The 23,200-nt window shown below is 73.5% G+C and carries 19 protein-coding genes; 7 read left to right on the forward strand and 12 right to left on the reverse strand.

Going from position 1 to position 23,200, the window contains the following annotated elements:
- Positions 1-74 precede the first annotated feature (74 nt).
- Together CRV15_RS14835 and CRV15_RS14840 are read right to left on the reverse strand one after the other, a co-directional pair.
- Positions 75-764 (reverse strand): response regulator, encoded by a 690-nt coding sequence (locus tag CRV15_RS14835; RefSeq protein WP_009996721.1) that lies wholly within the window; start codon positions 762-764, stop codon positions 75-77.
- Positions 752-2,170, reverse strand: a complete 1,419-nt coding sequence (locus CRV15_RS14840; RefSeq protein ID WP_003961016.1) for a sensor histidine kinase — start codon at positions 2,168-2,170, stop codon at positions 752-754. The genes CRV15_RS14835 and CRV15_RS14840 overlap by 13 nt, the downstream gene beginning before the upstream one ends.
- Positions 2,171-2,420: 250 nt before the next feature.
- Here CRV15_RS14840 and CRV15_RS14845 point away from each other — a divergent pair, with 250 nt between their 5' ends.
- Positions 2,421-4,946, forward strand: coding sequence for an FtsX-like permease family protein (locus CRV15_RS14845; RefSeq protein WP_003956889.1), 2,526 nt, complete (start codon positions 2,421-2,423; stop codon positions 4,944-4,946).
- 322 nt (positions 4,947-5,268) lie between these two features.
- On the opposite strand, the gene CRV15_RS14850 is transcribed toward CRV15_RS14845, so the two are convergent.
- Positions 5,269-5,856 (reverse strand): hypothetical protein, encoded by a 588-nt coding sequence (locus CRV15_RS14850; protein ID WP_009996717.1) that lies wholly within the window; start codon positions 5,854-5,856, stop codon positions 5,269-5,271.
- Between the two features lie 337 nt (positions 5,857-6,193).
- On the opposite strand from CRV15_RS14850, the gene CRV15_RS14855 reads away from it, so the two are divergent.
- Both CRV15_RS14855 and CRV15_RS14860 read left to right on the forward strand, forming a co-directional pair.
- Positions 6,194-7,141 (forward strand): amidohydrolase family protein, encoded by a 948-nt coding sequence (locus CRV15_RS14855; protein ID WP_009996716.1) that lies wholly within the window; start codon positions 6,194-6,196, stop codon positions 7,139-7,141.
- Positions 7,138-8,043, forward strand: a complete 906-nt coding sequence (locus CRV15_RS14860) for an alpha/beta fold hydrolase (RefSeq protein WP_003956891.1) — start codon at positions 7,138-7,140, stop codon at positions 8,041-8,043. The genes CRV15_RS14855 and CRV15_RS14860 overlap by 4 nt, the downstream gene beginning before the upstream one ends.
- 178 nt (positions 8,044-8,221) lie before the next feature.
- On the opposite strand, the gene CRV15_RS14865 is transcribed toward CRV15_RS14860, so the two are convergent.
- A complete protein-coding gene (locus CRV15_RS14865; RefSeq protein ID WP_009996715.1) occupies positions 8,222-9,259 on the reverse strand; it encodes an alpha/beta fold hydrolase in 1,038 nt (345 codons plus the stop codon).
- Positions 9,260-9,978: 719 nt separating this feature from the next.
- Here CRV15_RS14865 and CRV15_RS14870 point away from each other — a divergent pair.
- Both CRV15_RS14870 and CRV15_RS14875 read left to right on the forward strand, forming a co-directional pair.
- On the forward strand, positions 9,979-12,042 hold the full coding sequence (locus tag CRV15_RS14870) for an alpha/beta hydrolase (protein WP_129555058.1): 2,064 nt from the start codon (positions 9,979-9,981) through the stop codon (positions 12,040-12,042).
- A 134-nt stretch (positions 12,043-12,176) separates the two neighbouring features.
- A complete protein-coding gene (locus CRV15_RS14875) occupies positions 12,177-12,581 on the forward strand; it encodes a pyrophosphohydrolase domain-containing protein (RefSeq protein ID WP_009996710.1) in 405 nt (134 codons plus the stop codon).
- Positions 12,582-12,647: 66 nt separating this feature from the next.
- Here the strand turns inward: CRV15_RS14875 and CRV15_RS14880 are convergent, their stop codons facing one another.
- Both CRV15_RS14880 and CRV15_RS14885 read right to left on the reverse strand, forming a co-directional pair.
- Positions 12,648-13,370, reverse strand: a complete 723-nt coding sequence (locus tag CRV15_RS14880) for a GntR family transcriptional regulator (RefSeq protein ID WP_003956895.1) — start codon at positions 13,368-13,370, stop codon at positions 12,648-12,650.
- 88 nt (positions 13,371-13,458) lie between these two features.
- Positions 13,459-14,226, reverse strand: a complete 768-nt coding sequence (locus CRV15_RS14885; RefSeq protein WP_003956896.1) for a helix-turn-helix domain-containing protein — start codon at positions 14,224-14,226, stop codon at positions 13,459-13,461.
- A gap of 183 nt (positions 14,227-14,409) precedes the next feature.
- On the opposite strand from CRV15_RS14885, the gene CRV15_RS14890 reads away from it, so the two are divergent.
- Positions 14,410-14,643: a hypothetical protein gene (locus CRV15_RS14890; RefSeq protein ID WP_003956898.1), complete on the forward strand. Its 234-nt coding sequence runs from the start codon at positions 14,410-14,412 to the stop codon at positions 14,641-14,643.
- Positions 14,644-14,853: 210 nt separating this feature from the next.
- Here the strand turns inward: CRV15_RS14890 and CRV15_RS14895 are convergent, their stop codons facing one another.
- The 6 genes from CRV15_RS14895 to CRV15_RS14920 form a co-directional block, all read right to left on the reverse strand.
- Positions 14,854-16,149, reverse strand: coding sequence for a DUF1015 domain-containing protein (locus CRV15_RS14895; protein ID WP_003961008.1), 1,296 nt, complete (start codon positions 16,147-16,149; stop codon positions 14,854-14,856).
- 68 nt (positions 16,150-16,217) lie between these two features.
- A complete protein-coding gene (locus CRV15_RS14900) occupies positions 16,218-17,504 on the reverse strand; it encodes an MFS transporter (RefSeq protein WP_003961007.1) in 1,287 nt (428 codons plus the stop codon).
- Positions 17,501-18,730, reverse strand: a complete 1,230-nt coding sequence (locus tag CRV15_RS14905) for a PLP-dependent cysteine synthase family protein (RefSeq protein WP_003961006.1) — start codon at positions 18,728-18,730, stop codon at positions 17,501-17,503. The genes CRV15_RS14900 and CRV15_RS14905 overlap by 4 nt, the downstream gene beginning before the upstream one ends.
- A gap of 590 nt (positions 18,731-19,320) precedes the next feature.
- Positions 19,321-19,872 (reverse strand): hypothetical protein, encoded by a 552-nt coding sequence (locus tag CRV15_RS14910; protein WP_009996705.1) that lies wholly within the window; start codon positions 19,870-19,872, stop codon positions 19,321-19,323.
- A gap of 198 nt (positions 19,873-20,070) precedes the next feature.
- The gene (locus tag CRV15_RS14915; RefSeq protein WP_003961005.1) at positions 20,071-20,418 is read right to left on the reverse strand and encodes a hypothetical protein; all 348 of its coding nucleotides are present in this window, start codon (positions 20,416-20,418) and stop codon (positions 20,071-20,073) included.
- Between the two features lie 246 nt (positions 20,419-20,664).
- The gene (locus CRV15_RS14920; RefSeq protein WP_003961004.1) at positions 20,665-21,399 is read right to left on the reverse strand and encodes a helix-turn-helix domain-containing protein; all 735 of its coding nucleotides are present in this window, start codon (positions 21,397-21,399) and stop codon (positions 20,665-20,667) included.
- Between the two features lie 279 nt (positions 21,400-21,678).
- Between CRV15_RS14920 and CRV15_RS14925 the strand changes: the two genes are divergently transcribed.
- Complete coding sequence (locus CRV15_RS14925; RefSeq protein WP_003961003.1) at positions 21,679-23,196, forward strand: TIGR00645 family protein; 1,518 nt, start codon at positions 21,679-21,681, stop codon at positions 23,194-23,196.
- Positions 23,197-23,200: the final 4 nt, after the last annotated feature.

A 23,200-nucleotide genomic window follows, 5' to 3' on the forward strand; every position in this document is an offset into this window, starting at 1 on the left:
GACGGTTGTCCGGTCCGGTGGCCGGTGGCCGGTGGCGTGGGGCGGCCGGGCGGCGCGGGGTCGAGGGAGTCGGTTCAGACAAGGCCGTTCTCCCAGGCCCAGGCGGCGATCTCGACCCGGTTCCGCGCCGAGAGCTTGCGCTGCACATTCCCCAGATGGGTCTTCACGGTCGACAACGTGACGTACAGCTCCGCCGCGACCTCCTCGTTGGTCCGCCCCCGGGCGACCCGGCGGATGACATCCAGCTCCCGCTCGGTCAGCGGCTCCGACAACCGGGCGGGCGCTCGGTGCTCCGCGGCGGGGCGGCCGTTCCGGTCCGGTTCGGGGGACGCCATGTGCCGCAGCAGACGAACGGTGATCGTGGGCGAGATCAGCGAGCCGCCCGCCGCTGCCGCGCGTACCGCCTCGGTGAGCAGCGTGGGTGATCCGTCCTTGAGGAGAAAACCGCAGGCCCCGTTGCGCAGCGCCCGGTAGACGTACTCGTCCAGGTCGAACGTGGTCGCCACGATCACCTTGAACGGCTGCGGCACTGCGGGCCCCGCGAGCAGCCGGGTCGCCTCCAGGCCGTCCAGCTCCGGCATCCGGATGTCCAGCAGACAGACGTCGGGCCGAAGCGACCGGGCCAGTTCGACGGCGGTGGCGCCGTCGGCGGCCTCGGCGACGACCTCCATGTCCGGCTGGGAGTCGAGGATCATGCGGAAGGCACCCCGCACCATCTCCTGGTCGTCCGCGATCAGTACCCGGATGATGGTCATGGCGTCCATGGTCGCAGCTCGTCGCCGGGGTCCGCTGTATCCGGTCCCGACGGACGCGCCGGCTCCCCTTGGTGGCGGTCGCCCGTGTCCGTGGTATCCGTGTCCGTGGTGTCCGCGGCCCCTGGGGCGAAGGAGGGCGGAAGCGGCAGCCGGGCGCTGACCTCCCAGCCGTCCAGGGCCGGGGAGGGCCCGGCGGTGAGGGTGCCGCCCATGGTCTCGACCCGTTCACGCAGACCGAGCAGTCCGAAACCGGTCCCGGAGCCGCTCCCCGGGCGGTTCCGGGACCGCCCGTCGTCGACGACGGTCACCCGCACCTCGCCACCGTCCCCATCCCCGCCGCCGATCGTCCTTCCGGCGCTGCCTGCTGTCCCGTCACTGCCCCCGTCGCCAGCATCGACCGTTCTCCCCTCGTCGCTCATGGGTCCTTCGTGCAGGCGGACATCGACCGTGACCCGGGTCGCGCCGGCCGCGTGCTTCCGGACATTCGTCAGGGCCTCCCGGACCACCCGCTGGACGGTGCCCCCCATGCCCGGCGGCAGCACCCGTCCAGGGAGCCGTGGGTCGACGGCCAGTTCCACCCGGGTCCCGGTCCCCTCGAACGGGCCGGTCAGCTCCCGCAAACCGGACAGATCGTCGCCGGGGCGGGTGGCCGCCGGTATCGCGGGGTCGCGGAGGACGGAGACCATGCCGCGCATCGAGTCCATGGCCTGCGAACCGGCCTCCTCGATCCGCCCCAGCAGGGCGTCCAGCTCGTCCGGCGTCGGGGTCTGCCCGGCGGCCATCGTGAACCGCACTGCTTTCGACTGCGCGACGATCGCGGTGATGTGGTGCGCGACGAAGTCGTGCAGCTCCCGCGCGTACTCCAGGCGCTGCGCCGTACGGTCGGCCTCCCGCTCACGGGCACGGACGGAGTCCAGCAGCCGGAGATAGGCACCGAGGAGGCAGGCGAGCGTGAGCCCGAAGAGGGCTCCGTACCCCAGGAATTCGGTGGCGAGTCCCCACTCGGACTCCGCCAGGCGCAGCGGCAGCAGTCCCGCCGTCAGACCGGTCGGTATCGCGAGGGCGATCGCGCGGAGCGGGGAGAGCAGTCGCACCCCGCGGGTGACGATCAGCAGCAGGGCGCACTGTTCCACCAGGCCCGGTGTCAGTACCGGCCGGTGCGTCAGGGTCAGGGTCACCACGGTCAGGGTGAACGAGGCGGCCACCGCCACCCCGGCCACCAGCGGGAAGCGGCGAGGCAGCACGACCAGGGCCGTCATGCACAGCGCCCCTGTGAGCACGGTCGCCACCACTGTCGGTGCCCAGCCGGTGGCGGAGCCCTCGATGATGAGCAACGAGAGGACGCCGCAGCTCGCGAGGATGAGGGCGAGCTGCTCATGCCGGGGCCGGGATCGGAATTCTGGGATCACGTCCATTCACGTTACGGACCGGGCCGGGGCCCCGCCTCGGCCGTTCGGCCGACCGATGTCCCGCTCGTCATTCGGCTGTCCGGCCGATCCGCCGGGGCCGTTCCCTCCGCGAGTCTGAGAACTCAGCGGACCCCGTCGCCCCGTGCCGACGGCCGGCCCGCACTCACCTGCCTGTCTCTTCCGGGCTCCCTCTCAGTCCCTGCTCCTGTCCCGTTCCCCTGTCCGTGTCCCTGCCCATTCCCGTGGTGAAGGCCCCATGATCCGCACTGCCCTGCGCTCCCTGCGCACCCACACGATCCGCTTTCTCCTGCCCGCCTTCGCTGTTGTGCTGGGCGTGGCCTTCACCTCCGGTTCGCTGATCCACGCGGAGTCCGTGCGCGCCGACCTCCGCCAGGGGCTGCGGGGCGCGCAGCCCGACGCGTCCGTGGTGGTCCGCCCGGACCCGGGGGCGAGCCGTTCGGCGGAGCCCGCTCTGGACATCCGGCTCGCGGAGCGGCTGCGGGCGCTGCCGGGGGCGGCGGGTGTCCGGGGGGCGGCGGAGGGGGTCGCGTTCGTGGTCGGCCCCGGTGGGGAGCTGGTCGGGGCGCGGGAGAAGACGACCGGGACCAACGCCGTACCCGGCCCGGACGGTGCGGACCCCCGCCATCCGATGGTGACGGGCCGCGCCCCGCGCGCCCCGGGTGAGCTGGCCCTCGACCGCGCCACCGCCGTGTCCACCGGGTACGGAGCCGGCGACCGGGTCCGGTTCGTCGTGGCCGGTGAGACACGGACCGGTGTGGTGACCGGTGTGTTCACCTCCGACGACCCCCGGCTGCTCTCCGGCGGTACGCTCACGCTCTTCGACACCGCCTCCGCACGGCGCTGGTTCGCGCCCGCGCCCGACGCGTACACCGCACTCTCCCTCACCGCCCGCCCCGGGGTCCCGGACTCCGACCTCGCGGGGCAGGCAGCGGCGTTGCTCCCGGCGGGTCTTGAGGCCGTCGACCGGGCCACCCTCGACGCGGAGACCGAGGCCGAGGTCTCCGCCGCCCTGGAGAAGATCACCGGGCTGCTGCTCTCCTTCGCCGCGGTGGTCCTGCTGACAGCCGGTTTTCTCGTGGCCAACGCGTTCACCATGCTCAGCGCCGCCCGTGCCCGGGAGCACGCCCTGCTGCGCGCGGTCGGGGCGACGCGCGGATACCTCACCCGACTGGTACTGACGGAGGCAGTGCTCGTGGGTGGTGCCGCCGCCCTGCTCGGGCATCTGCTGGGGATGGCGGCGGCGGTGCCGCTCGACCGTTTCTTCGGGGCCGGTACCGGCGGCGGGCCGCGGCTCACGGGGCTCATGCCGCCATTGGTCTCTGTCGGGGTCGGCGTCGTGGTCGCCGTGGTGTCCGCGTATGTCCCCGCCCGCCGGGCCGCTTCCGTCTCCCCGGTGGCCGCGCTGCGCACCGGATTGCCGCAGCCGCCCGCCTCGCTGCGCCGCCGTTCGCTCGCGGGTGCGGCCGTGACGGTGCTGGGTGGTCTGCTGCTGGCCGCCGCGACGGACACGGCGGATCTGGGGCTGCTCACATGCGGCGGGGCGGTGCTGCTGCTGGGGCTGATCCTGCTCACCCCGCTGTGCGCGCTGGCGCTGGTCCGGTTGGTCCGTACGGTCGCGGGGCCCCGGCTCGGTGTCCGGGGCAGGCTCGCGGCCGAGAACATGTGCCGCAACCCCCGGCGTACGGCGGCCACGGCGGCGTCCCTGATGACCGGGCTCTCGCTGGTGGCGGCGGCCACGATGGGCGCGGCGGCGCTGCGGGCGACAGCCGACGCGGAGGCGCGGGCGGCGATGAGCGGAGATCTGCGGGTGGTCCCCGTCACCTATGGGCGGATTGCCGACGGCACCGCGGAGCGGGTCGCGCGGGTGCCGGGGGTGGCCGCGGTCACCCCCCGGGTACCCGGGGAACTGGAACTGTCCGGCGGCGACTGGCTGTCGGTGACGGGTGTCGACCCGGCGGCGGTGGCGCGGGCGGCGGGTCTCACGGTCCACCGGGGGTCGCTGGACCGCCTGGGTGAGCGGGGTATCGCCGTGACGCGGACGGAGGCCCGGGAGCGGGGCTGGACGCTGGGTACCCGGGTGACCGGGGTGTTCGACGGGATGTCCAGGACCGCGGCGGGGACACCCGGGCCGCAGACGCTGACGGTCGTCGCGCTCTACGACGGGCCGGAGGTCTTCTCCCCGGCCCTGGTGGCCTCGGCCGCGCTGACCGCGGCGGAGCCCGCCGAGATCGTGATCGCCGCCGGTCCCGGCTCCTCGGGCGGGGTGGCGGGGCTGCGTGAACGGATCGGCACGGCACTCGACAACCCGGCCCTGCTGGTGCAGGACCGCGCGGACGCCGGACGGGAGGCGGCCCGTCCCGTCGAACCCTTCCTGGACGTCGTCCATGCGCTGCTGAGTCTCGCGGTGCTGATCGGGGCCCTGGGGGTGGTCAACACGATGGCGATGGCGGTGAGGGAGCGGGTCCGTGAGATCGGTCTGCTGCGGGTCATCGGCTTCGACCGCAGGGGCGTCGCCTCGGTCGTCCGCCGTGAGTCGGTGCTGATATCGCTGCTCGGCACGGGACTCGGGGTCTTCGCGGGGACCCTGGTCGGCGCGGCGGCCGTCGTCGGTCAGGAGGGTGCGCCGCTGATCGTCCCTTGGGGGTGGCTGGCGCTGTGCTTCGTCGCCGCCACGGCCATCGGAGTCCTGGCCTCGCTCGGCCCGGCCCGGTGGGCGGCGCGGGTGCGGCTGCTGAGCGCGGTGCAGTCCGATGGGGAGTAGCGCGCGGGGCATGTCCGGTGCGGGCACGCGCGCCGGATGCGCACCGTGCCGGTGGTCCCGGGCGGGGGATCGCGCCCAGCGGGGTGAGACCGAGAGGGACGGCGGAGTCCGGTTCGGCGGTGTCGAGGACCGCGACCCGCTGCGGCTCGTCGGCGACCTGGATCGGGCCCATGGCGGTCTCGGCGGCCTTCTCGGTGCTCTTGCTCTTGCGCTTGGCCCTGGTGCCGCCGTCCTTGCCCATGGCGTCGCCGGAGCCGGAGCCAAAACCGGACTCGGAGTCGGAACGGCACGCGGGGAGGTTCGCCGGCGCACCTGCGAGCCGTCAGTAGCGGACCGCCGCTCCCACCTCCGCTGTGACGGCGCCCGTCAGCTTGCGGTTGCTGAGCGCGGTGGCCTGCCCGGATTTGCCGGCGGCCACATCCGAGATGTCGACGACGGAGGCGTCCAGCAGATTCCCCCCACTGTCCCGGAAGTTGATCTGCACGGCGAAGGATTTCGATGCGTCGGTGGTGTTGCGGGCGGTCACCTCCACGGAGGTGCGGCCGTCGCCCGCGGTCACGGGCTTGCCCAGGGTCACCTCGCCCTTGGCGTTGACGCCGCCCTTGATCTCCTGGAGCTTCTTGTCCGCCGCCGCGGTCGCCGAGGCCACCGCCGACGCGGCCTGGGAGGCGGCACCGGTCACCTTCGCCCCGGCGGACTCCACCGCGCGGGACGCCTCGGCGACCGCGGACGAGGCGGCGGCTGTCACCTTGGCTCCGGCGGACGCGGCCTTGGAGGCCACCTCGGCGGGGCTGGTGCCCCCGTTGGAACAGCCCGCCGTGCCCACTCCGAGGGCCACCGCGAGACCGGCCGCGACCGTCCCCCGCTGCCACCACCGACCACTCACGTCCGCCGCCTCCTTCTTCCACACCCGTTTCGTCCCGCTGACCGTCAGCGATGCCGATGCCGGGACCCGCACGGGTATCGCTACCGCGACCGGTGCGGACACCGGAACCCCCAGTCAAGGAGCAGAGGCATGGCTTCGCATCCGCGGCTACGCCATCCGTGCCGCGTACCACCCCGGTGCGGACCGCAGGCGCGGGGGACGGGTGAGCCACCGTTACAGCGGCCCGGCCCCCGGGAAAGGAGCAGGCGCGCGGTGCCGGACGGGCCGACGGGGTGCTGTCGGACGGCGCGATGTTGCCTGGCGGGAGCGGCCCGGTGTGTGCGCGGGGCCGCGGTGCCGGACGCGAGAGGAGGACCGGCCGGTGAGGATCGATGTCCACGCCCATGTCTGGACCGACGAGTACCTGGATCTGCTGGAGGGCTACGGGAAGACGGACACCGCCGTTCAGCGCGGGCTGGGCGCCGGGCTCGGCGACCGGGAGATCGAGGCACGGTTCGAGCTGATGGACTCGGCGGGGGTGACCCATCAGGTGATCTCGGCGCCACCGCAGTCGCCGCACTTCGCCGACCCCGCGCAGGCGGTCCGGGCGGCACGGTTCGTCAACGACCAGTACGCCGAGGCCGTGCGGCGCTGGCCGGACCGCTTCCTCGCCTTCGGTTCGCTGCCCTTCCCGCACACCGACGCGGCCCTGGAGGAGCTGGCCCGGGTGCTGGACCAGCTCGGCATGGTGGGGGTCGCGACCACCACATCGGTCCTGGGGCGGTCGGCCGCCGATCCGGCCTACGAGCCGGTCTTCGCGGAGCTGGACCGGCGGGAGGCGGTGCTCTATGTGCATCCGGCGGGGTGCGGCGCCGGTTCACCGCTGATCTCCGAGCACCGGCTGACCTGGTCGATCGGGGCACCCATCGAGGACACCGTCGCGATCATGCAGTTGATCCTCGCGGGCGTCCCCAGCCGCTACCCGGGGATGCGGATCATCGCGTCGCACCTGGGTGGAGCCCTGCCGATGCTGGCACTGCGGGCGGACCACCAGGTGGGCTGGGAGGCACCGGACACCCCGGAGCTGCCGAGCGCCGCCGCCCGCCGGCTCTGGTACGACAGCGTGGGCCACGGCCACACCCCCGCGCTGCTGGCCGCCGTGGAGACGTTCGGCGCGGACCGGATCGTGCTCGGCACGGACTTCCCGTACGAGGACGGGGACCTGTTCCGTACGGCCGTCGCGTACATCGAGCACGCGGGGCTCCCCGGGGAGCAGATCCGGCAGATCTTGGACCGCAACGCCGTGGATGTGCTGGGGCTGCGGCTGTGAGCGCACCCGGGGATGCCTTTCCGGAGCCGGAGGAGCTGAGGACCGTCGAGGTCAACGGGGTGTCGCTGACGTACCGGGAGATCGGGCGGGGCGAGCCGGTGGTCTTCGTCCACGGGGATCTGAGCGATCTGCGGACCTGGGAGCGGCAGCTCCCCGCCGTGGGAGCCGCGTACCGGGCCATCAGCTACAGCAGGCGGTACGCCCGTCCCAACGCGGACATCCTGCCCGGCACCCTCAACCCCATGGGGCCGCACGTCGGCGATCTGCTCGCCTTCCTCGACCGGGTGGGGGCGGCGCCCGCGCATCTGGTGGGGAACTCCTGGGGCGCGTTCATCTGTCTGCTGGCGGCGATGCGCCGCCCCGGCGCGGTACGGACTCTCGTCCTGGAGGAGCCCCCGGTGGTGCCGCTTTACCTCAGCGATCCGCCGCGCGTGGCCGAGCTGCGGCTGCTCGCGGGCCGTCCGGCCGTGCTGCTGGATCTGCTGCGGTTCCGGACGGGGACGGTGCTGCCCGCCGGACGGGCGTTCCGGGAGGGCCGGGACGACAAGGGGATGCGGATCTTCCTCCGCGGGGTGCTGGACGCGAAGGCGTACGCGGGGGTGGCGCGGGAGCGTGTTCCGCAGATGCGGGAGAACCTGTCGGCGCTGAAGGCGGGGCTGTTCCGGGCCGGGTTCCCGGCGGTGGACCCCGAGGAGGTGCGGGCGCTCCGCATCCCCGTGCTGCTGGCGACGGGGGTGCACAGTGCGCGGGTGCTGCACCGGTTGGTGGACCGGCTGGCGGAGTTGCTGCCGAACACGGAACGGGTGGACATCCTGCGGGCCTCGCATCTGATGCACGAGGAGAATCCGTCGGCGCTGAACGGGGCGGTGCTGGACTTCATCGGCCGCCACCGGGATGGCTGAGACGCCGGGTGGCCGTGTGCGGTCCGGACACGGCCACGGATACGGGCACCGTCACCGCCAACGCCACGGGCACCGCCATGAGCATGAGCATGGGCACGGGCACCGCCACCGCCACGGGCACGGCCACGGGTCCGGGGCCGTGCGCGCCCCGGGCCCGTGGCCCGCTCCACCGTTCTCGTCAGTCCTGCGAACGGGCGGCGGCGCGGGTGCGCCTGCGTACGGTCAGGACCAGGGCGGTGCCCGCGAGCAGGGCCGCGCCCGCTGCGCTGCCGACGCCCGTGAGGGCCTGGGTCCGCGCTCCGGTCCGCGCCAGTTCGGCCCGTCCGGTGGTGCCGTCCGCGGCGTTCTGGAGGATCTCGGTCACCTTGTCCGGGTGGGACATCATCGCCACATGCGAGGAGTTGACCTCGACGGTGTGCGACTTGGCCCGCTTCGCCTCGAAGCGTTCCAGGTCGGGCGCGATGGCCTTGTCTTTCTTGGCGACGACGAACCAGGAGGGGATGTCCCGCCATGCGGCCTTGGTCGCCTTCTGCTCGAAGCACGCCGCCGCGATGGGCCGCTGTTCCACGGCCATCACCTTGGTCTCGGCCTCGGCCAGATCGGCGGCGAAGACGCTGTGGAACATGTCGTTCTTGATGTACAGGTCCTGCCCCTTGGTGGTGCCGTCGGTGTACTCGACGGGGCGCAGCGCGGGCTGGAGCTCGCTGCCAGTGAACTTCATGGAGAGCTGTCCCAGGGTCTCGCCCTTGTCCGGCATGAACGCGGAGACATAGACGAGGGCTTTGACGTTGGGGTTCCCGGCCGCCGCCTCGGTGATGACCGCGCCGCCGTAGGAGTGGCCCGCGAGCACGATGGGGCCCTCGATGCTCTTGAGCACGCTGGCGATATAGGCGCCGTCGCTGGTGAGGCCGCGCAGCGGGTTGGCGGGGGCGACCACGTTGAAGCCGCGGTGCTGGAGGCGTTCCACGACGGAGCTCCAGCCGGAGGCGTCGGCGAAGGCGCCGTGCACCAGGACGACGGTCGGCTTCATCCGGCCGGAGGGCGTGGCGGCCGGGGCGGCGGAAGCGAGGGCGGGACCGGTGGCGAGCGCCGTCGCGGTGAGGGCCAGGGCGGATATCCGGCAGGCGCGGGTCGCGCGGCCGGTGCGGGATATCCGGTGGTTCGGCGGCGGGGCCGGGGTGCGGTCGGAGGGCCGGGGGGACGACGGCACAGCCATGGGTGTGCTCTTTTCTCACGGAGGGAGGCTGTCGCTCCTCAGAGTTGGTGAACGGGGCGCCCCGCGCGCGCCGCGCGGGGCGGAAGGGTGAAGCGGACGGGCGGATGGATGAAAAGTGCCCCCGGGGGTTCTGGGGGTGCTTGGGTCGGAGCGAGGCGAGGGGCCGGGGCACGGGGCGGACGGGGTACCCCCGGCGCACCCCCGGGCGGGGGTGCCGGACACCGGCGTATGGGTCCGATTTGTGGAATTACCGAGGGTTCGTGAACAACCGGGCCAGAACATTCCGCATCTTCAGGAACAGCGGAAGGGCTCGACGCCCCTCGGCGGGCCGTCGTGCTGCGCGGTTCGCCCTGGGGAGGGCCGGGCACAGTGGGTCCAGGGAGGGTGGACGGATGTCGGTGACGGTGCCGGGAGGCGCGGAGCCGGGGAGACGGCGGCGTACCCCGCGTGCGCGGTCGCTGCGCGCGGTGTCGCTGGCGGTGGCGGTGTCGTTGACGGTGTCATGGGCGGTGATCGGCGGGGTGGCTCCGGCTGTCGCGGCCGGTGAGCCCGAGCGGGAGCGGCGGCCGGGTGTGGTGCTGCCGCCCGCTTCGGATACGGCGCGCCCGTCGGGCGCGGTACCGGACGCCGCCGTGGACACGCCGGGCGCGCCGGACGGCGCCGTGGGCGCGACCCGAAACGGAGCCGGAAGCGGAACCGGATCCGGAACTGGGGGGCCGGTGTCGGAACCATCCGTTCCGGATCTGGCGTGGTCGTCCGCGCTGCCGGACCCGCAGGACCGGTCTGCGATGCCGCCGTCCGTACCGCCGGTGGACCCCGTGTCCCCGGTGGGCCCCGCCGGGCAGCGGGCGAAGGAAGCGGAGGGCGCCGGGCAGCCGGAGCCGGACGAGGAGCAGTCGGACGAGGGGCTGTTGGACGGGGCGGAAGCGGAGGGGCCGCGTTCCCCGGTGGACCGGCGCCGTGCCGCGACCACCGTCACCCGGGGCGAGGGCTTCGTCGCCGTCGACTTCGACCTCGGGGACACGGCGCTGCCCGGGCGCGGCGGCTTCCGCGCCCCCGTCCGCGGCCAGCTCGTCCTCCCCGCGAGCGGCCGGGCGACGAAGCTGGTGCTGCTGAGTCATCTGCGCTCCGGCAACTGTTCGACGGGGGACATCGCCGACGGCGGTACGTTCGCGTACCCGTGCCCGGCGGGCAGTACGGAGGTCCGCTATGACCGGGGCTGGCGGTACCTGGCCGAGTCGCTGGCCCGCAAGGGGTACACCGCGCTGATCCCGGACCTCGGCCCGGTGTGGGTGGGGCACGAGGTCAAGGGCGCGTACGACCAGGTCGAGGCCGTCCTCAAGATCTTCGGGCGGCAACGGGACGCGCTCGCCGGCGCGGTGGAACGGGGGGAGCGGAGCTTCGGGACGGATCTGCGCGGCCGGGTGGATCTGCGGACCGCCGCGTTCGTGACCCACTCCCGCTCGGGGTACGCCGCCGAGCCGATCGCCCGGCGCTGGGCGTCCGGGCCGACTCGTATCCACAGCCAGTATCTGCTGGCGCCCGCGCTGGAGGACTCGGCGGAGGACCCGTACGGGCCGATGAGCGCGCCGCCCGCCGACATCCCCTGGCTGACGGTGATCGGCTCCGACGACGAGGACACCGGGCCCGCCGGGAGCGTCTACCTCTCCGATCACCTCGGGCAGCGCCGCGCCGCGCCCGCCGGGGCGGTCACTGTCAGGGGCTTCGGCCACAACTACTTCAACCGGGTGCTGTCCGCCGCCCGCGCGGACGACCGCATGGGCTGCGGGAACGGCTGTCCGGGCGCGCGCGAGCACGAGCGGCTGCTGACGCGGACCCTCGGGGCCTGGCTCGACCACACCGGCGGCCCGCGCCGGAGCACGGGGATCGCCGCGCTGGACGATGTCCGGGCCGCCGTGCCCCGTACGTTCGGGGGCGTCCCGGCGCGCTGGCTGATCGCGGGGACGCCGTCCGCGCGGCGGGAGTCCGTGCTCGCCCTGCCGCAGGCGGGAACAGCGCCGGGCCGGGCCCGGAAGACCTGGACGGCCTCCGGCGACGCCACGGCGCGTGCCTGCCGCCACTACCATCCGCAGGACCCGACACGGCGGCCCGGCAGCTGCGACGAGACCACGATGGGGCTGGTGCGCTCGACCACCAACCTCCTCCAGGTCCGCTGGCGGAAGAACGGCGCCGTGAGTGTCCCGATGCGGCTGCGGCATGTGCCCGAGGGGCTGGCCCTGCATCTGATGCCCTTCGGCGCCACCGGCGAGGACTCCCCGGGGACCCCCGTCCGGCTGACCCTGCGGGACACGGCCGGCCGCACCGCGAGCGTCGATCTGCCCGCGAGCGATCCGGCGCTGGCGAACGTGGCGCGGGGCGAGCGCCCGGCGGGCTTCCAGATCAGTACGGTCCGGGTGCCGCTGAAGCGTTTCCGGGGGGTCGACCCGGCGAAGCTGGACCGGCTCACGGTCGGCGGCACGGGCCGAGCGGGCGGGATCATGCTCCGCCAGGCCGAGTTCACCGGCGGCGGGACCGGTACGAGGGCCGTCGGTTCCGGTGACACCGGCCGTGACGAGGGCCGCGGCGGCACCGGCCGGAGCGACCGGAGCGGCACCGACCGGGGTGGGGCCTCGGCCGACCGGGCCGCCCCGGGCGGCGGCGAGGCCGACCACATGCTCTCCGCGACCGGCGGCCACACCCTCAGCGCGGCGCTGCTCAGCCTCGCGCTGATCGCCATCGGCCTGACCTTCGTCCGCCACTCCGGCGCGCGCCGCCGTCCCTGACGCGTCCGCGGGTGATCGCGGTGTGTCCCGCCGGTGGGGCCGTGCGCCGTGACCACGGATGCGTTCAGCCGTCCGGGCCGCAGGCCGTGATCGCGGGTACGGGCTTTCGCGCGGGAGCCCGTACCCTCGGACGGATGCGACAGTCGCCCGCCGCCCTGGTCCAGCAGTTCCACCACGCCTTCGGCCTGGACGCCCGCCGGGCCCCGGCCGAGATCCCGCCCGAGCTGGCGGCCCACCGCCAGGACCTCCTCGCGGAGGAGTTCGCCGAGGTCTCGGAGGTCGCGGTGACCGGCCCGCTCGACCACCTCGCCCAGGAACTGGCCGATGTCGTCTACATCGCGTACGGCACCGCCCTGGTCCACGGCATCGACCTCGACGAGGTCCTCGCCGAGGTCCACCGCGCCAACATGTCCAAGCTCGGCCCGGACCACACCCCCGTCCGCCGCCCTGACGGCAAGGTCCTCAAGGGACCCCACTACCGCGCTCCGGACATCGCCTCGGTCCTCCGCGCGCAGGGCTGGACCCCGCCGGAGCAGTGACCGTCGACCGGTCACGGATGCCCTTGAGCGGGCGGTGCCCTCGGTCAGGCGTGCGTGCGGGCGGACTCAGGGCTGGTACTCGTATCCGATGGTGAAGCGGGGCGGCAGGCACCACTCGCCGTACTCCACGACCCCTTCGGTGTCGGACCACCGGTGCGCCCCGGCGAAGATCGGCGATCCGACGGGGAGCCCCAGCGCGCCCGCCTCGCGGGCGTCGGCCTCCCGGGCGTGTATGTCGTCGCGGGCGTGGGTGATCCTCCGGCCGGTGGCCTCCAGGACCCGCGCGGTGATGCCGTGGTTCTTGCCGGGGGCGGTGCTCAGCAGTTCCGGGACGAGGACGGCGAACGGGGCCGGGTACCAGGTCACCGCGAAGACCGTCCGGGTGCGCCCCCGTCCGGCCAGCCATTCACGGCGCACCACCTGGTCGCCCGGGTCGAGATCGAAGATCTCCGCCACGTACAGCGGCGGGACGACCAGTTCGGCGGCGGTCACCCGGCTGGTCTCGCCCTCGGCGAGGAAGGACTTCACCCGCTGCACCCGGGCGAGCCGGTCGCGTGCGGAGAGTGTCCAGCGGGGGTCGTCGCTCACATAGGTGCCGCGAGGGGTGGTGCGGATGAAGTGCTCCACCTGGAGGGCCTGGAGCGCGCGGGAGACGGTGGCCGCCGCCACCTGCCACTGGCCGCTGATCTCCCGGTTCGTGGGGAGTCTCGATCCGGGGGCCAGCTCTCCCGAGAGGATGCGCTCCCGGAAGTGGTCGGCGATCTTCGCGAAGGTCTTCTCGCTGGGCATGTCCCCTGCCTCTCAGGGATGATGGGCCGTTTCCGGGCTCCGGGCTCCGGGAACGGGGCTCCGGGAACGGAACGAAGGACGCGCGCGGTCAGTCACCGGCCGTCGGGCTCCAGGGCTCCGCTCGTCCCCACAGCTCCTCGGCGTGCTCGGCGAACCGGTCGAACATGCCTGACGCGCCGTGCCGCCGCAGATGCAGCAGGGGCGAGTCATGGCCCACGAGCCGGGCGAGATGGGGCGTCACGAGGGCCTCGCCGTCGAACCGGAAGACGGACAGGCCCACATGGCTGGTGGCGTCCCGGGGGGAGGACATCCGGGCCTCCACACCCGCCACCGGACCGAGCCGCGTCAACTGTTCCAGCGTGGTCCTGATCCGGGCCGACACGGTGAGGGCGACGTCCTCGATCTCCTCCCGCTGCCGGGTGACCGTCCCATCCGGGTCCCCGACGAGGAAACGGACGCGGCAGCCCGACTCGGCCTTCCTCCGGACCGTCTCCGCGAAGTGCGGCACCTGCGTCCAGAGGAAATAGCCGGTGTAGCCCGCGAGAAAGATGTCCGTCCGTGCCGACGCGACCAACTCGGCCCACACCGTGGACGGACACGCCGATCGATACGGGTAGCTCTGGACGATCTCCCGGTCGCCGCCGGTCTTCACACGCTCCTGTACAGCCTTCGGCCACAACATCTCTTCGTCCACTCCCAATGCCCGGCAGGCGTCCGCCCGGTTCCTTGCGTGCGGTGTCAGATCAGCATCGCCCACCCATCTCTCCACCTGTTTGGTGGAGACGCCCACCCGGTGCGCGAGCTGGCGGGGGGACAGACCCGCGTCGCCCATGGCAGAGCGAAGAGCCTCGTTCACGTCAACCCCTTGGCATGACCTTTTGGGCTTTCTTCGACCCTAGTGGGAGGCGTCCCAACTGTCCTGAGAATCAGCGATATACGTCCGCGAGGGTGGCCGACGATGGTGCCTCGACCCGGCCCGGTGAGCCCCCGCCGTCGGCGGTTCCGTGCTCTCAGCCGCCCCCCACCCCGGAGACCGACCATGTGTCAGCCCCCTTCCTCCGCCCCCTTCCCGCGCGGCGGATTCCTGGCGCTCAATCCGATCGCGTACCCCCCGTGCGCCTGCCCGGACCCGCGCTGCACGCTCAAGGAGCCCCGGCGGCGCGAGGACGGGAACGCTGAGAACTACGGGGACTCGTCCGCGCTCGTCGGTCTCCGGAAGCGGATGCGCGCCGACAACGAGCGGCGGAACACGTTCGGGAACCACGGCCGGTGAAGCGGCGGCGTTCGCCCTCGTACGAGATTCTCGCCGGGCTGGTCGGGACGCTGCCGGCCTGCTCGCCGGGGATCGCGGTCAGTGGGGGGGCCGGGACCGGACGGGAGCGGTGAACGGGCCCACCGGTACGGGAAACCGGCGGGCCCAGGGCGGGGTCCGGTTCAGAGCGCGATGAGCCGGACCCGGTTGCCGCAGAGCCTCGACTGAGGGTCAGCCCGCCGACGCACCGCCCCGTGTCCGTGACGGCACCGGAACCGGCTCCGGCAGGCGGAGCACCAGGCCCGCGACCGGCTTCGGGCCGAACGAGGTCGACTTGCGCGGCAGCAGCACCCCCGTCTCGGCCAGGGTCCGCACCGTCGGCTCGTCCATGGTGGGGAGCAGCACCGCGACCCCGTTCCCCGGGGCCGCCACCGAGCCGGTCGCCAGGCGGGCGTCGTGGACGTGGTGGACCGCGCCCGGCAGGTCCGGTACCGACCAGGCCAGCTCCAGGAGGAGGTGGTCCGCGACGGCCGTCGGCAGCGCGCGCCAGGCGGCCGGGTGGCCGGAGAGGGCGCGGGTCAGTGCCCGGGGCCGGGGCTCGGTGACGCTCCAGGCGCCGCCGCCCCCGGCGAGGACGATCTCCCCCGCTCCGGGCGGCCGGGGCCCGCCGGGCAGTGCCCGCACCCGGGCCACCTCCGCCGCCGCCGCGACCGCCTTCTCCGCGTCCAGCGCCGGAACCACCCGGTGCACCGCCGACAGCCGCAGCGGATGTGTCTCCTGGTCGACGAGGAGCGCCAGAGTCCGGCCCCACGGGCCGTGCGGCTGCCGTGCCGCGAGCCGCAGACAGGCCGCGTACCGGTGGTGCCCGTCGGCGATCAGCGCACGGCCCCGGGCCGGGTGCGCGGCGACGAGGGCCTGATCCGCCGGGTCCGTGCACGCCCACAGCGCATGGGTCAGCCCACCGTCCCGCGCGGTCGCCAGCGGCGGCCCCGCCGTCACCCGTTCCAGGATCTCCGTCGGCGGGGGACCGGGCGCCCGATATCCCAGCAGCAGCTGCTCCAACTGCGCCCGCAGCCCGGCGAGATGCGCCGTCCGCCGGTCCACGACATGTTCCCGTACCCCCTCGTGCGGCAGGATCGGCACGCTCCCCGCGACCGGCGGCGTGAGGTCCAGTTCGCCGATCACCCCGCGCTGGAGCAGTTCCCCGTCCGCGCGCTGCTCGTAGACGTAGAGCGCGGGCCGCGCGTCCCGTATCAGCACGCCCCGTTCGAGCCAGCGCGCGAGCTGCCGGGACGCCTCCTCCGGGCGGGCCGAGTAGAGCAGCCGGGCCAGGTGGTGCGGTCGGCGGCGCAGCGCCAGCGCGTGGGCGGGGCGCTGGTCGTCGTAGGGCGGACAGACCACCCGCGACAGGTCCCCGGCGGCGGCCCGCGCGTACCGCACCGCCCGGAACGGCCGTATACGCAGTCCCGAAGACGAAGACGAAGGGGGAGAGGGAGGCAAAGACGAGGAGGGGGAGGGGGAGGGCATGGCAGGTCCTTTCGGCGGACGGGGGGAGAGGGGCGGCCCCGGCCTCCGGAGCCGCCCCGTGGCATACCTCAGGCGACGGACGCGGACTCCGGCCGCACCAGTCGGCCCGTGCGGTGCAACCCGTGCAGCGCCAGCGCGCACAGCGCCCCGAGACCCGTCAGCGCCAGCCACGGCAGCGCCGCGACCTCCGCCTCCCGGGCCGCGTCCAGCGCCGCCCCGGTGAGCAGATTGCCCACCGTGATCCCGATGCCGCAGATGGTGTTGTAGAGCCCGTAGTGCGTGGCGACCAGCCGGTCCCCGGAGAGCCGGACGATGGTGTCCATCTCGAACGGGTACGCGATCATCGTCCCGACCGCGAGCAGCAGCGCGGCCAGCGCCGGCGGCCCGGCGGCGAGCAGCCACCGCCCCGCGCCGCCCGCCGGGACGTCCGCCGCCGGGACCGCCGTCGCCGCCAGCAGCGGCAGGAACGCTGCCGCCATTACCAGCAGCCCCCACACCAGCGCCCGCCCGGGCTCCGCCCTGGCCCTGCACCAGGCGGTGACCCGGGTCTGGAAGAGGATCGTCGTCAGCCCGGATACGGCGAAGAGCACCGCCACCGCCGCCGTGCCGAAGTCCCCGTCCCCGCCCAGTCTCCGGACCTCCAGCGGCAGCGCGAGATAGACCTGGAAGGTCAGCACATACGAGCCGATCATCGCCCCCGCGAAGAGCAGGAAGGGGCGGTTGCCCAGAATCCCGCGCCAGGTGGAGCGCAGCGTGGCCCCGTCGCCCCGGGGGGCCTCGGACCGGCGCGCGGGCAGGGACCGTATCTGGACGAGGCTCAGCACCGCGAACACCCCGGCGGCCACCAGGCAGGTCACCGTGAAGCTCACCCCCGTCAGCGCCATCCCGACCAGCGGGCCGAGCAGGATGCCCGCCTGGTAGAAGACGTTGAAGAGCGCGAACGCCTCCACCCGCCGCTCGCCCGCGTCCAGCGCCAGATACGCCCGCACGGCGGGGTTGAACAGCGCCCCGGCGAGCCCGGTCGCGGCGGACGCGGCCAGCAGCGCGGCCGGCGAGTCCACCAGGCCGAGCGCCGCGAAACCGACCGTCCGCAGCACACATCCGGCGACGATGAGCGGCTTGTAGCCGAAACGGTCGGCGAGCGCGCCGCCGACCAGGAACATGCCCTGCTGGCTGAAGTTCCGCACACCGAGGATCAGGCCCACGGTCCAGCCCGCGAGGGCGAGCGAGCCGGAGAGATGGGCGGCCAGATACGGCATGAGCATGTAGAAGCCCAGATTGATGGTGAACTGGTTCACCATCAGCAACTGGACGCTGCGCTCGTACGACCGCATCTGCCGCAGGGTGTCCCTCACCTGCCGTCGCCCTTCCCGAGCGGGCCCTCGCCGAGCGGGCTGTCCCCGCGCGAGCCCTCTCCGAGCGGGCCGTCCCCGAGCGCGCTGTCCCCGCCGGGTCCGGAACGGAGGGTCAGCGGGTCGACGACGGACGCGCACCGGGTCCAGCGGGTGATCTGCTTCTCGTCCATCCGGCCCACCACCTCGGGCTCGGGCGCGGGCGGGCCGTCCAGCAGCCCGTGCGCCGCGCAGTAGTCGTCGTCGTAGACCGTGCCGAGGTAGCGCTGCGGACCGTCGGGGAAGACGGCGGCGATCCGGGTGTCGGCGGGCAGGGTGCGGGCGAGCCAGCCCGCGACGAGGGCGACCGCGCCGACGCTCCAGCCGCCGGTGGCGTAGTGGGAGGTCGCGAGCGCCCGGCAGGTCCACACGGCCTCGGCGGGGGCCACCCAGTGCACCTCGGAGAAGTGGTCGTAGGCGACATTGCGCGGATAGATGCTGGAGCCGAGGCCCCGCATCAGCCGGGGCCGGGCCTCCTGGCCGAAGATGGTGGAGCCGATGGTGTCCACACCGATCAGCCGGAGCCGGGGATAGAGCTGGCGCAGCACCCGCGAGACCCCCGCGGAGTGGCCGCCGGTGCCCACGCTGCACACCAGGACGTCGATATGGCGCAGTTCCGCGGCGAGTTCGAGGGCGAGCGGGGTGTACGCGGTGGTGTTGTCGGGGTTGTTGTACTGGTCGGGGCACCAGGAACCGGGGTACTGCTCCAGCAGCCGGTTCACCCGGTCCCGGCGGGCCTGCTGCCAGCCGCCGGTGGGGTGCGCTTCGGAGACCACGTTGACCTGGGCGCCGTACGCGTTCAGCAGCCGGGTCATCGACCCTTCCAGACCGGGGTCGGTGACCAGGGTGACCGGGTGGCCGTAGACCATTCCGGCCAGGGCGAGGCCCAGCCCCAGGGTGCCGCTGGTGGACTCGATGATCCGGCCGCCGGGGCGCAGGTCGCCCCGGGCACGGGCCCGTTCGACCATGTGCAGCGCGGGCCGGTCCTTGATCCCGCCGGGGTTGAAGCCCTCCAGCTTGGCCCAGAAGCCCCGTTCGCCGGCGGTGAAGGGCTCGGTGACGCGGAGCAGCGGGGTGTTGCCGACCAGGCCGGACAGCGCGGTCCGTGCGGTCCGTGCGGTCTGTGCGGTCTGTGCGGTCCGTGCGGTCCGTGCGGCGGGGCCGGAGGACGGGGAAGGGACCTCGGGCACCGCGGGTGCGCCGGACGTGCCGGACGCGGCAGGTGTGCCGGGCACAGAAGGCGTGGGGGAAGTACGGGAGGACCGGGGCGAGCCGGTCGCGGGGGAGGTCGTCATCGTCACAGCTCTCTTCGTGGGCGGCTGACGGGGATGCGCGCGGGTGCGGCTGAAAGACACTTCGCGAAAACGCCGTGTCCGGGTGAATGACGTTGTTCGGGTGCAGGAACAAGGGCAGGGGAAAACGGCACGGTTCCTCCGGACGCCGCCTTTCCCGGGTAATTCCGGGCAGGGCGAAGGAACGAGGGTGACGGTGGGGAAAAAGGGGGACGTGCCGTCGAAAGCCCGTATGTCTGGGGGCGGTCGTCCTGCTTCTGCCGGATATGAAAACCCGGTAGGGCGGTAGGGCCCGGTGGGAGAGGAGAGAGCAGGGGGACGCCGGGGGACGAGGTCGGGCGGCCGGTCCGGGAAAGCGCGTGCCACGCCGGGGCGGCGGGTCCCGGAGGCCGGTCGGGAAGACCTGCCACGAGGGGGTGCGCGGGGTGCGGAAAGGGCCCGTTACGGGTCAGTCGACCGGCCCGGGGCGGTGGAGCCGGGCTACGGGCCTAGATCCGCAGAATGCCGGTGACGGGTGGACAGGCGGGGGTTGCCGCGCCACTGCGGATCTCCTCGGGGGGAGCCGTCCGCGCGGTGCGGTCGCGTGCCGATCCCAGGGCCGCCGCTTCCGAAGCGGGGCTGGTCAGCGTGGTGTTGAGCTGGGGCTGTCCGGGCATGCACTGCTCGGCCGGATGGGCCAGGCCCTCGGAGTGCGGGCCGAGCCGGGCATGGCTGGCGGCGGCGGGAACGGGCGGCGGGAAGGCCGCCGGGGCCGGTCCGCCGGGGCCCTCGGCCGCCGTGCGGACGGGTCCCGTGTCACCGGTGGCCGCTCCGCCCCGGTCGGCGCCGTCCGCGCCGCCGCGTTCCGGTCCATCCGCGGTGGAATGGCCGGAATTCATCAGGGAAAAGCTCGCGGTGGCGAAGTGGTGGGCCGGACTTTCCCGGTTCACCCCGTGCGCGAACACCAGCGCCAGGGTGAGTACGGACAGCCAGACGATGTGCAGCGGGCCCCGAAATACCCGGGGCCGCGGAACACCGAAGGGCGACCGGTCCGTAATCATGCTGTGATGATAGCGCGGGCTCCGCCGATAAAGGCAACTGGGCCCGTTCGATTCGGCCTTGAATGGCCGTGAACAGTTCCGGTCCGTCCGGTGAACGTACGCCGGGGGGACTCGGTGCGGGGGGTACCGGCATGCGTGCCACCGGTGGCACCGGCATACGTGGCACCGGTGGCACCGGCGTGCGGGGCGGGCCGGGCCTCAGTGGACAAAGCTGAACGCCCGCCAGACGCCCGCCCCCGGCGCGACGATGTTCGAGGTCGTCGTCGGGACATAGATCGACTGGTCGCCCGAGCAGTCGTCCGTGGGGTACATCATCATGTCGACCAGGGTGCTGTTGACGACGCTGACCGCCCCGGGGTCCGTCGTCCGGTGGCACCCGGTGACCAGCGGGCTGGTGAGCATCACATGGTGCTTGTCGGCGGTCTCGTACTCGATCGTCCCCACGGCGGTCCGGCCCAGACCGGAACAGCCCGCGACGGCGGTGGCCAGCAGCGCGGCTCCGGCGGCGGCCGTGAGCCGGTGGCGGTGGTGCACGGTCAGGGGCATGGGTACGGGTCCTTTGCCTCAGCGGTCTCAGCGATCTCGGTGGTCTCAGCGGTCTCGGTGGTCTGGGGGGCCTTGGTGGGTCTGGGGGGCCTTGGTGGGTCTGGGGTGTCCCGTCCGTCCCGGGGCCGGTCCGGGCGGGGCCGTCCGTCGTCCCGCCGGCGTTCGGCGGGCCGGGGCGAACATGTCCCACCGCTGCCACCCTGTCGCCCTTCCCCCGCCCCGGCACCCGCTGCGCGTCCGCCCGGGTTACGTCTCCGGGTTATGCCTCCGGGGTCCGAGACCCGCGCTCCCGGGGCCCCCGGCGGCCCCGCGTTCCGCGCGCTCCTTGGGCCGGGCCCGTACATGCATCCGCTCCCCCTGCCGGCCGAAGAGGCTCAGCACCTCCACCGGGCCCTCCCCGGTGGAGCCGAACCAGTGCGGCAGCCGGGTGTCGAACTCGGCCGCCTCCCCCGCGCCGAGCACCACATCGTGGCCGGGCAGGACCAGCCGCAGCCGCCCGGCGAGGACATAGAGCCATTCGTAGCCCTCGTGGGTGACCGGTTCGGGGGTGGCGCGGGAGACCGGCACGACCATCTTGAACGCCTGGAGCGGCCCCGGCTGCCGGGTCAGCGGCACCACCGTGCTGCCGTGGATCGTCCGGGGGGTGAGCCGCACCCGGGGATCGCCCACCTCGGGCGCGCCGACCAGCTCGTCCAGGGGCACCTGGTACGCCTGCGAGATCGGCAGCAGCAGTTCGAGGCTGGGGCGGCGGCCCCCGGACTCCAGCCGGGACAGGGTGCTCTTGGAGATCCCGGTGGTCTCGGCGAGCGCGGCCAGGGTGATCCCGCGCTCGGCGCGCAGCCGCTTCAGCCGGGGGCCGACCTCGTTCAGGGTCCGGGCGACGGAGTCGGACGCGGGCGCGGGGTCGTACGCGGAGCCGGAGCCGGGTGTGGAGCCGGAGCCGGAGCCGGGTGCGGGGTCGGACACGGAGGAGTCGTTCATCGTTCCAGGGAAGCGCGCCGTCCCGGGAACGGCAAGTGATGTTGCTGTTCTGCCTCTCCTCGACAGGCGATGTCGTAACTCACCGTAGCCGAAACGGAGTTCGCGAAGAAAATCCCTAACACCAGCTCTGATCTGGGTCGTTGAGGTATTTCATCGATACGTATGTGATCTCCGTGCCCTGCGGGATCGCTGATGTCCGTGACACTCGCCACGCTCCGTCGTTGAAGTCATGTACACGGACTGCCCCGTTGCGCCGTCTCGCCGCCCTGCACCCTGGAGATGCCGTTGCTCGATCACTCCCTGCCCACGTCCTCCAAGCCGGGGATCGCGAGCTACGCGGCCCCCTCGCTCGGCTACGCCCTGTTCGCCACCCGCTGGCTCCAGGCGCCGCTCTACTTCGGGCTGGTGGCGGCCCAGGGCGTCTATGTCTACAAGTTCTTCAACGAGCTGTGGCACCTGGTCGCGCACATCCTCACCGGCCACGCCAACGAGACGCATGTGATGCTCGCGGTCCTCAAGCTCGTCGACGTCGTCATGATCGCCAACCTGCTGATCATGGTGATCGTCGGCGGCTACGAGACGTTCGTCTCGCGGATCGGACTCCAGGGCCACCGCGATCAGCCGGAGTGGCTGTCCCACGTCAACTCCAATGTGCTGAAGGTGAAGCTGGCGACGGCGATCGTCGGGATCTCCTCGGTCCATCTGCTCCAGATGTTCGTGGACGTCGACCACACCTCGCAGCACTCGCTGCTCTGGGGGACGGTCATCCACATGGCCTTCATCCTCTCGGCCGCGATCCTCGCGTACATGTCCGGGCCGATGGAGCGGCGCGGCCATCACCCCCACCCCGGTCCGGACCCGGACTCCCGCCCGCCCCGGCCGCCGAAGCCGTCCCCGCCGACCCAGCTCATCATCTCCGAGCGGGCCCTGCCGGAGGGGCTCACCGGCCCGGCGGGGCTGCGCGACCTGCTGCCCGCGCAGGCCGGTACGGAGCGCAGACCGGCCGCCGACGGGGTGGTCCTCCCGGGGCACACGGTCCCCGACGGATACCCGGCCCCCGAGGGATACCCGGGTTCCGACGGGTACGCGGGTTCCGACGGGTACGCGGGCCACGGTGCCCACCGTCCCGGCCCCGTCACCGGCGGCCAGGGCGGCCACGGCGGCCAGGGCTTCGCGGCGGCGGCCGAGGGCCGTGTCCGTGCCGCCGGGTTCCCGGCCCGCAGATCGCTGGAGGAGTTCGACGGCACCCATGAGCGCCATCTCGACCGGTACACCCTCTCCCGGCTGGGCAGGCTGGAGTTCGTCCGCGCCCGGGGCAATGTCGTCCTGCTCGGCCCGCCCGGCTCCGGCACGACCCATCTGGCCGTCGCGCTCGGGACCCGGGCCTGCCAGGCGGGCCACGGGACCAGGTTCGCGACGGCCGCCGAGTGGGTCGCCCGGCTGACCTGCGCCCACGCCGAGGGGCGGCTGACGGAGGAGCTGGTGGTGCTCGACCGGTACGCGCTGCTGATCGTGGACGGGGTGGGCGCCGTCCCGTTCGACACGGAGAGCACCCGGCTCCTGCACCGGCTGGTCTCGCACCGCTATGCGCGGGGCTCCGTCGTCGTCACCGCCGACCGGCCCTTCGGCCGCTGGTCGGAGGTCTTCGGGGACTCCCCGGCGACCTCGTCGATGGTGGACCGGGTGGCCCACCACGCCGAGGTCGTCACGCTCACGGGGGAGGGCCGACGGCTCCGCGACCACGACCGCGACCGGGGCGGCGAGCGGGCCCTCGCCGTCGGACCCGACCTCTCCTGACGGG

Source organism: Streptomyces clavuligerus (assembly GCF_005519465.1).
GTDB lineage: Bacteria > Actinomycetota > Actinomycetes > Streptomycetales > Streptomycetaceae > Streptomyces > Streptomyces clavuligerus.

Bases quoted from the DNA above. Each gene is read 5' to 3' on its own strand.
- CRV15_RS14835 (WP_009996721.1), bottom strand. From the start codon at position 764: ATGGACGCCATGACCATCATCCGGGTACTGATCGCGGACGACCAGGAG.
- CRV15_RS14880 (WP_003956895.1), bottom strand. From the start codon at position 13,370: ATGCCCAGCGAGAAGACCTTCGCGAAGATCGCCGACCACTTCCGGGAG.
- CRV15_RS14925 (WP_003961003.1), top strand. From the start codon at position 21,679: ATGCCGTTGCTCGATCACTCCCTGCCCACGTCCTCCAAGCCGGGGATC.
- CRV15_RS14865 (WP_009996715.1), bottom strand. From the start codon at position 9,259: ATGGCTGTGCCGTCGTCCCCCCGGCCCTCCGACCGCACCCCGGCCCCG.
- CRV15_RS14845 (WP_003956889.1), top strand. From the start codon at position 2,421: ATGATCCGCACTGCCCTGCGCTCCCTGCGCACCCACACGATCCGCTTT.
- CRV15_RS14875 (WP_009996710.1), top strand. From the start codon at position 12,177: ATGCGACAGTCGCCCGCCGCCCTGGTCCAGCAGTTCCACCACGCCTTC.
- CRV15_RS14910 (WP_009996705.1), bottom strand. From the start codon at position 19,872: ATGATTACGGACCGGTCGCCCTTCGGTGTTCCGCGGCCCCGGGTATTT.
- CRV15_RS14890 (WP_003956898.1), top strand. From the start codon at position 14,410: ATGTGTCAGCCCCCTTCCTCCGCCCCCTTCCCGCGCGGCGGATTCCTG.
- CRV15_RS14915 (WP_003961005.1), bottom strand. From the start codon at position 20,418: ATGCCCCTGACCGTGCACCACCGCCACCGGCTCACGGCCGCCGCCGGA.
- CRV15_RS14895 (WP_003961008.1), bottom strand. From the start codon at position 16,149: ATGCCCTCCCCCTCCCCCTCCTCGTCTTTGCCTCCCTCTCCCCCTTCG.
- CRV15_RS14920 (WP_003961004.1), bottom strand. From the start codon at position 21,399: ATGAACGACTCCTCCGTGTCCGACCCCGCACCCGGCTCCGGCTCCGGC.
- CRV15_RS14840 (WP_003961016.1), bottom strand. From the start codon at position 2,170: ATGGACGTGATCCCAGAATTCCGATCCCGGCCCCGGCATGAGCAGCTC.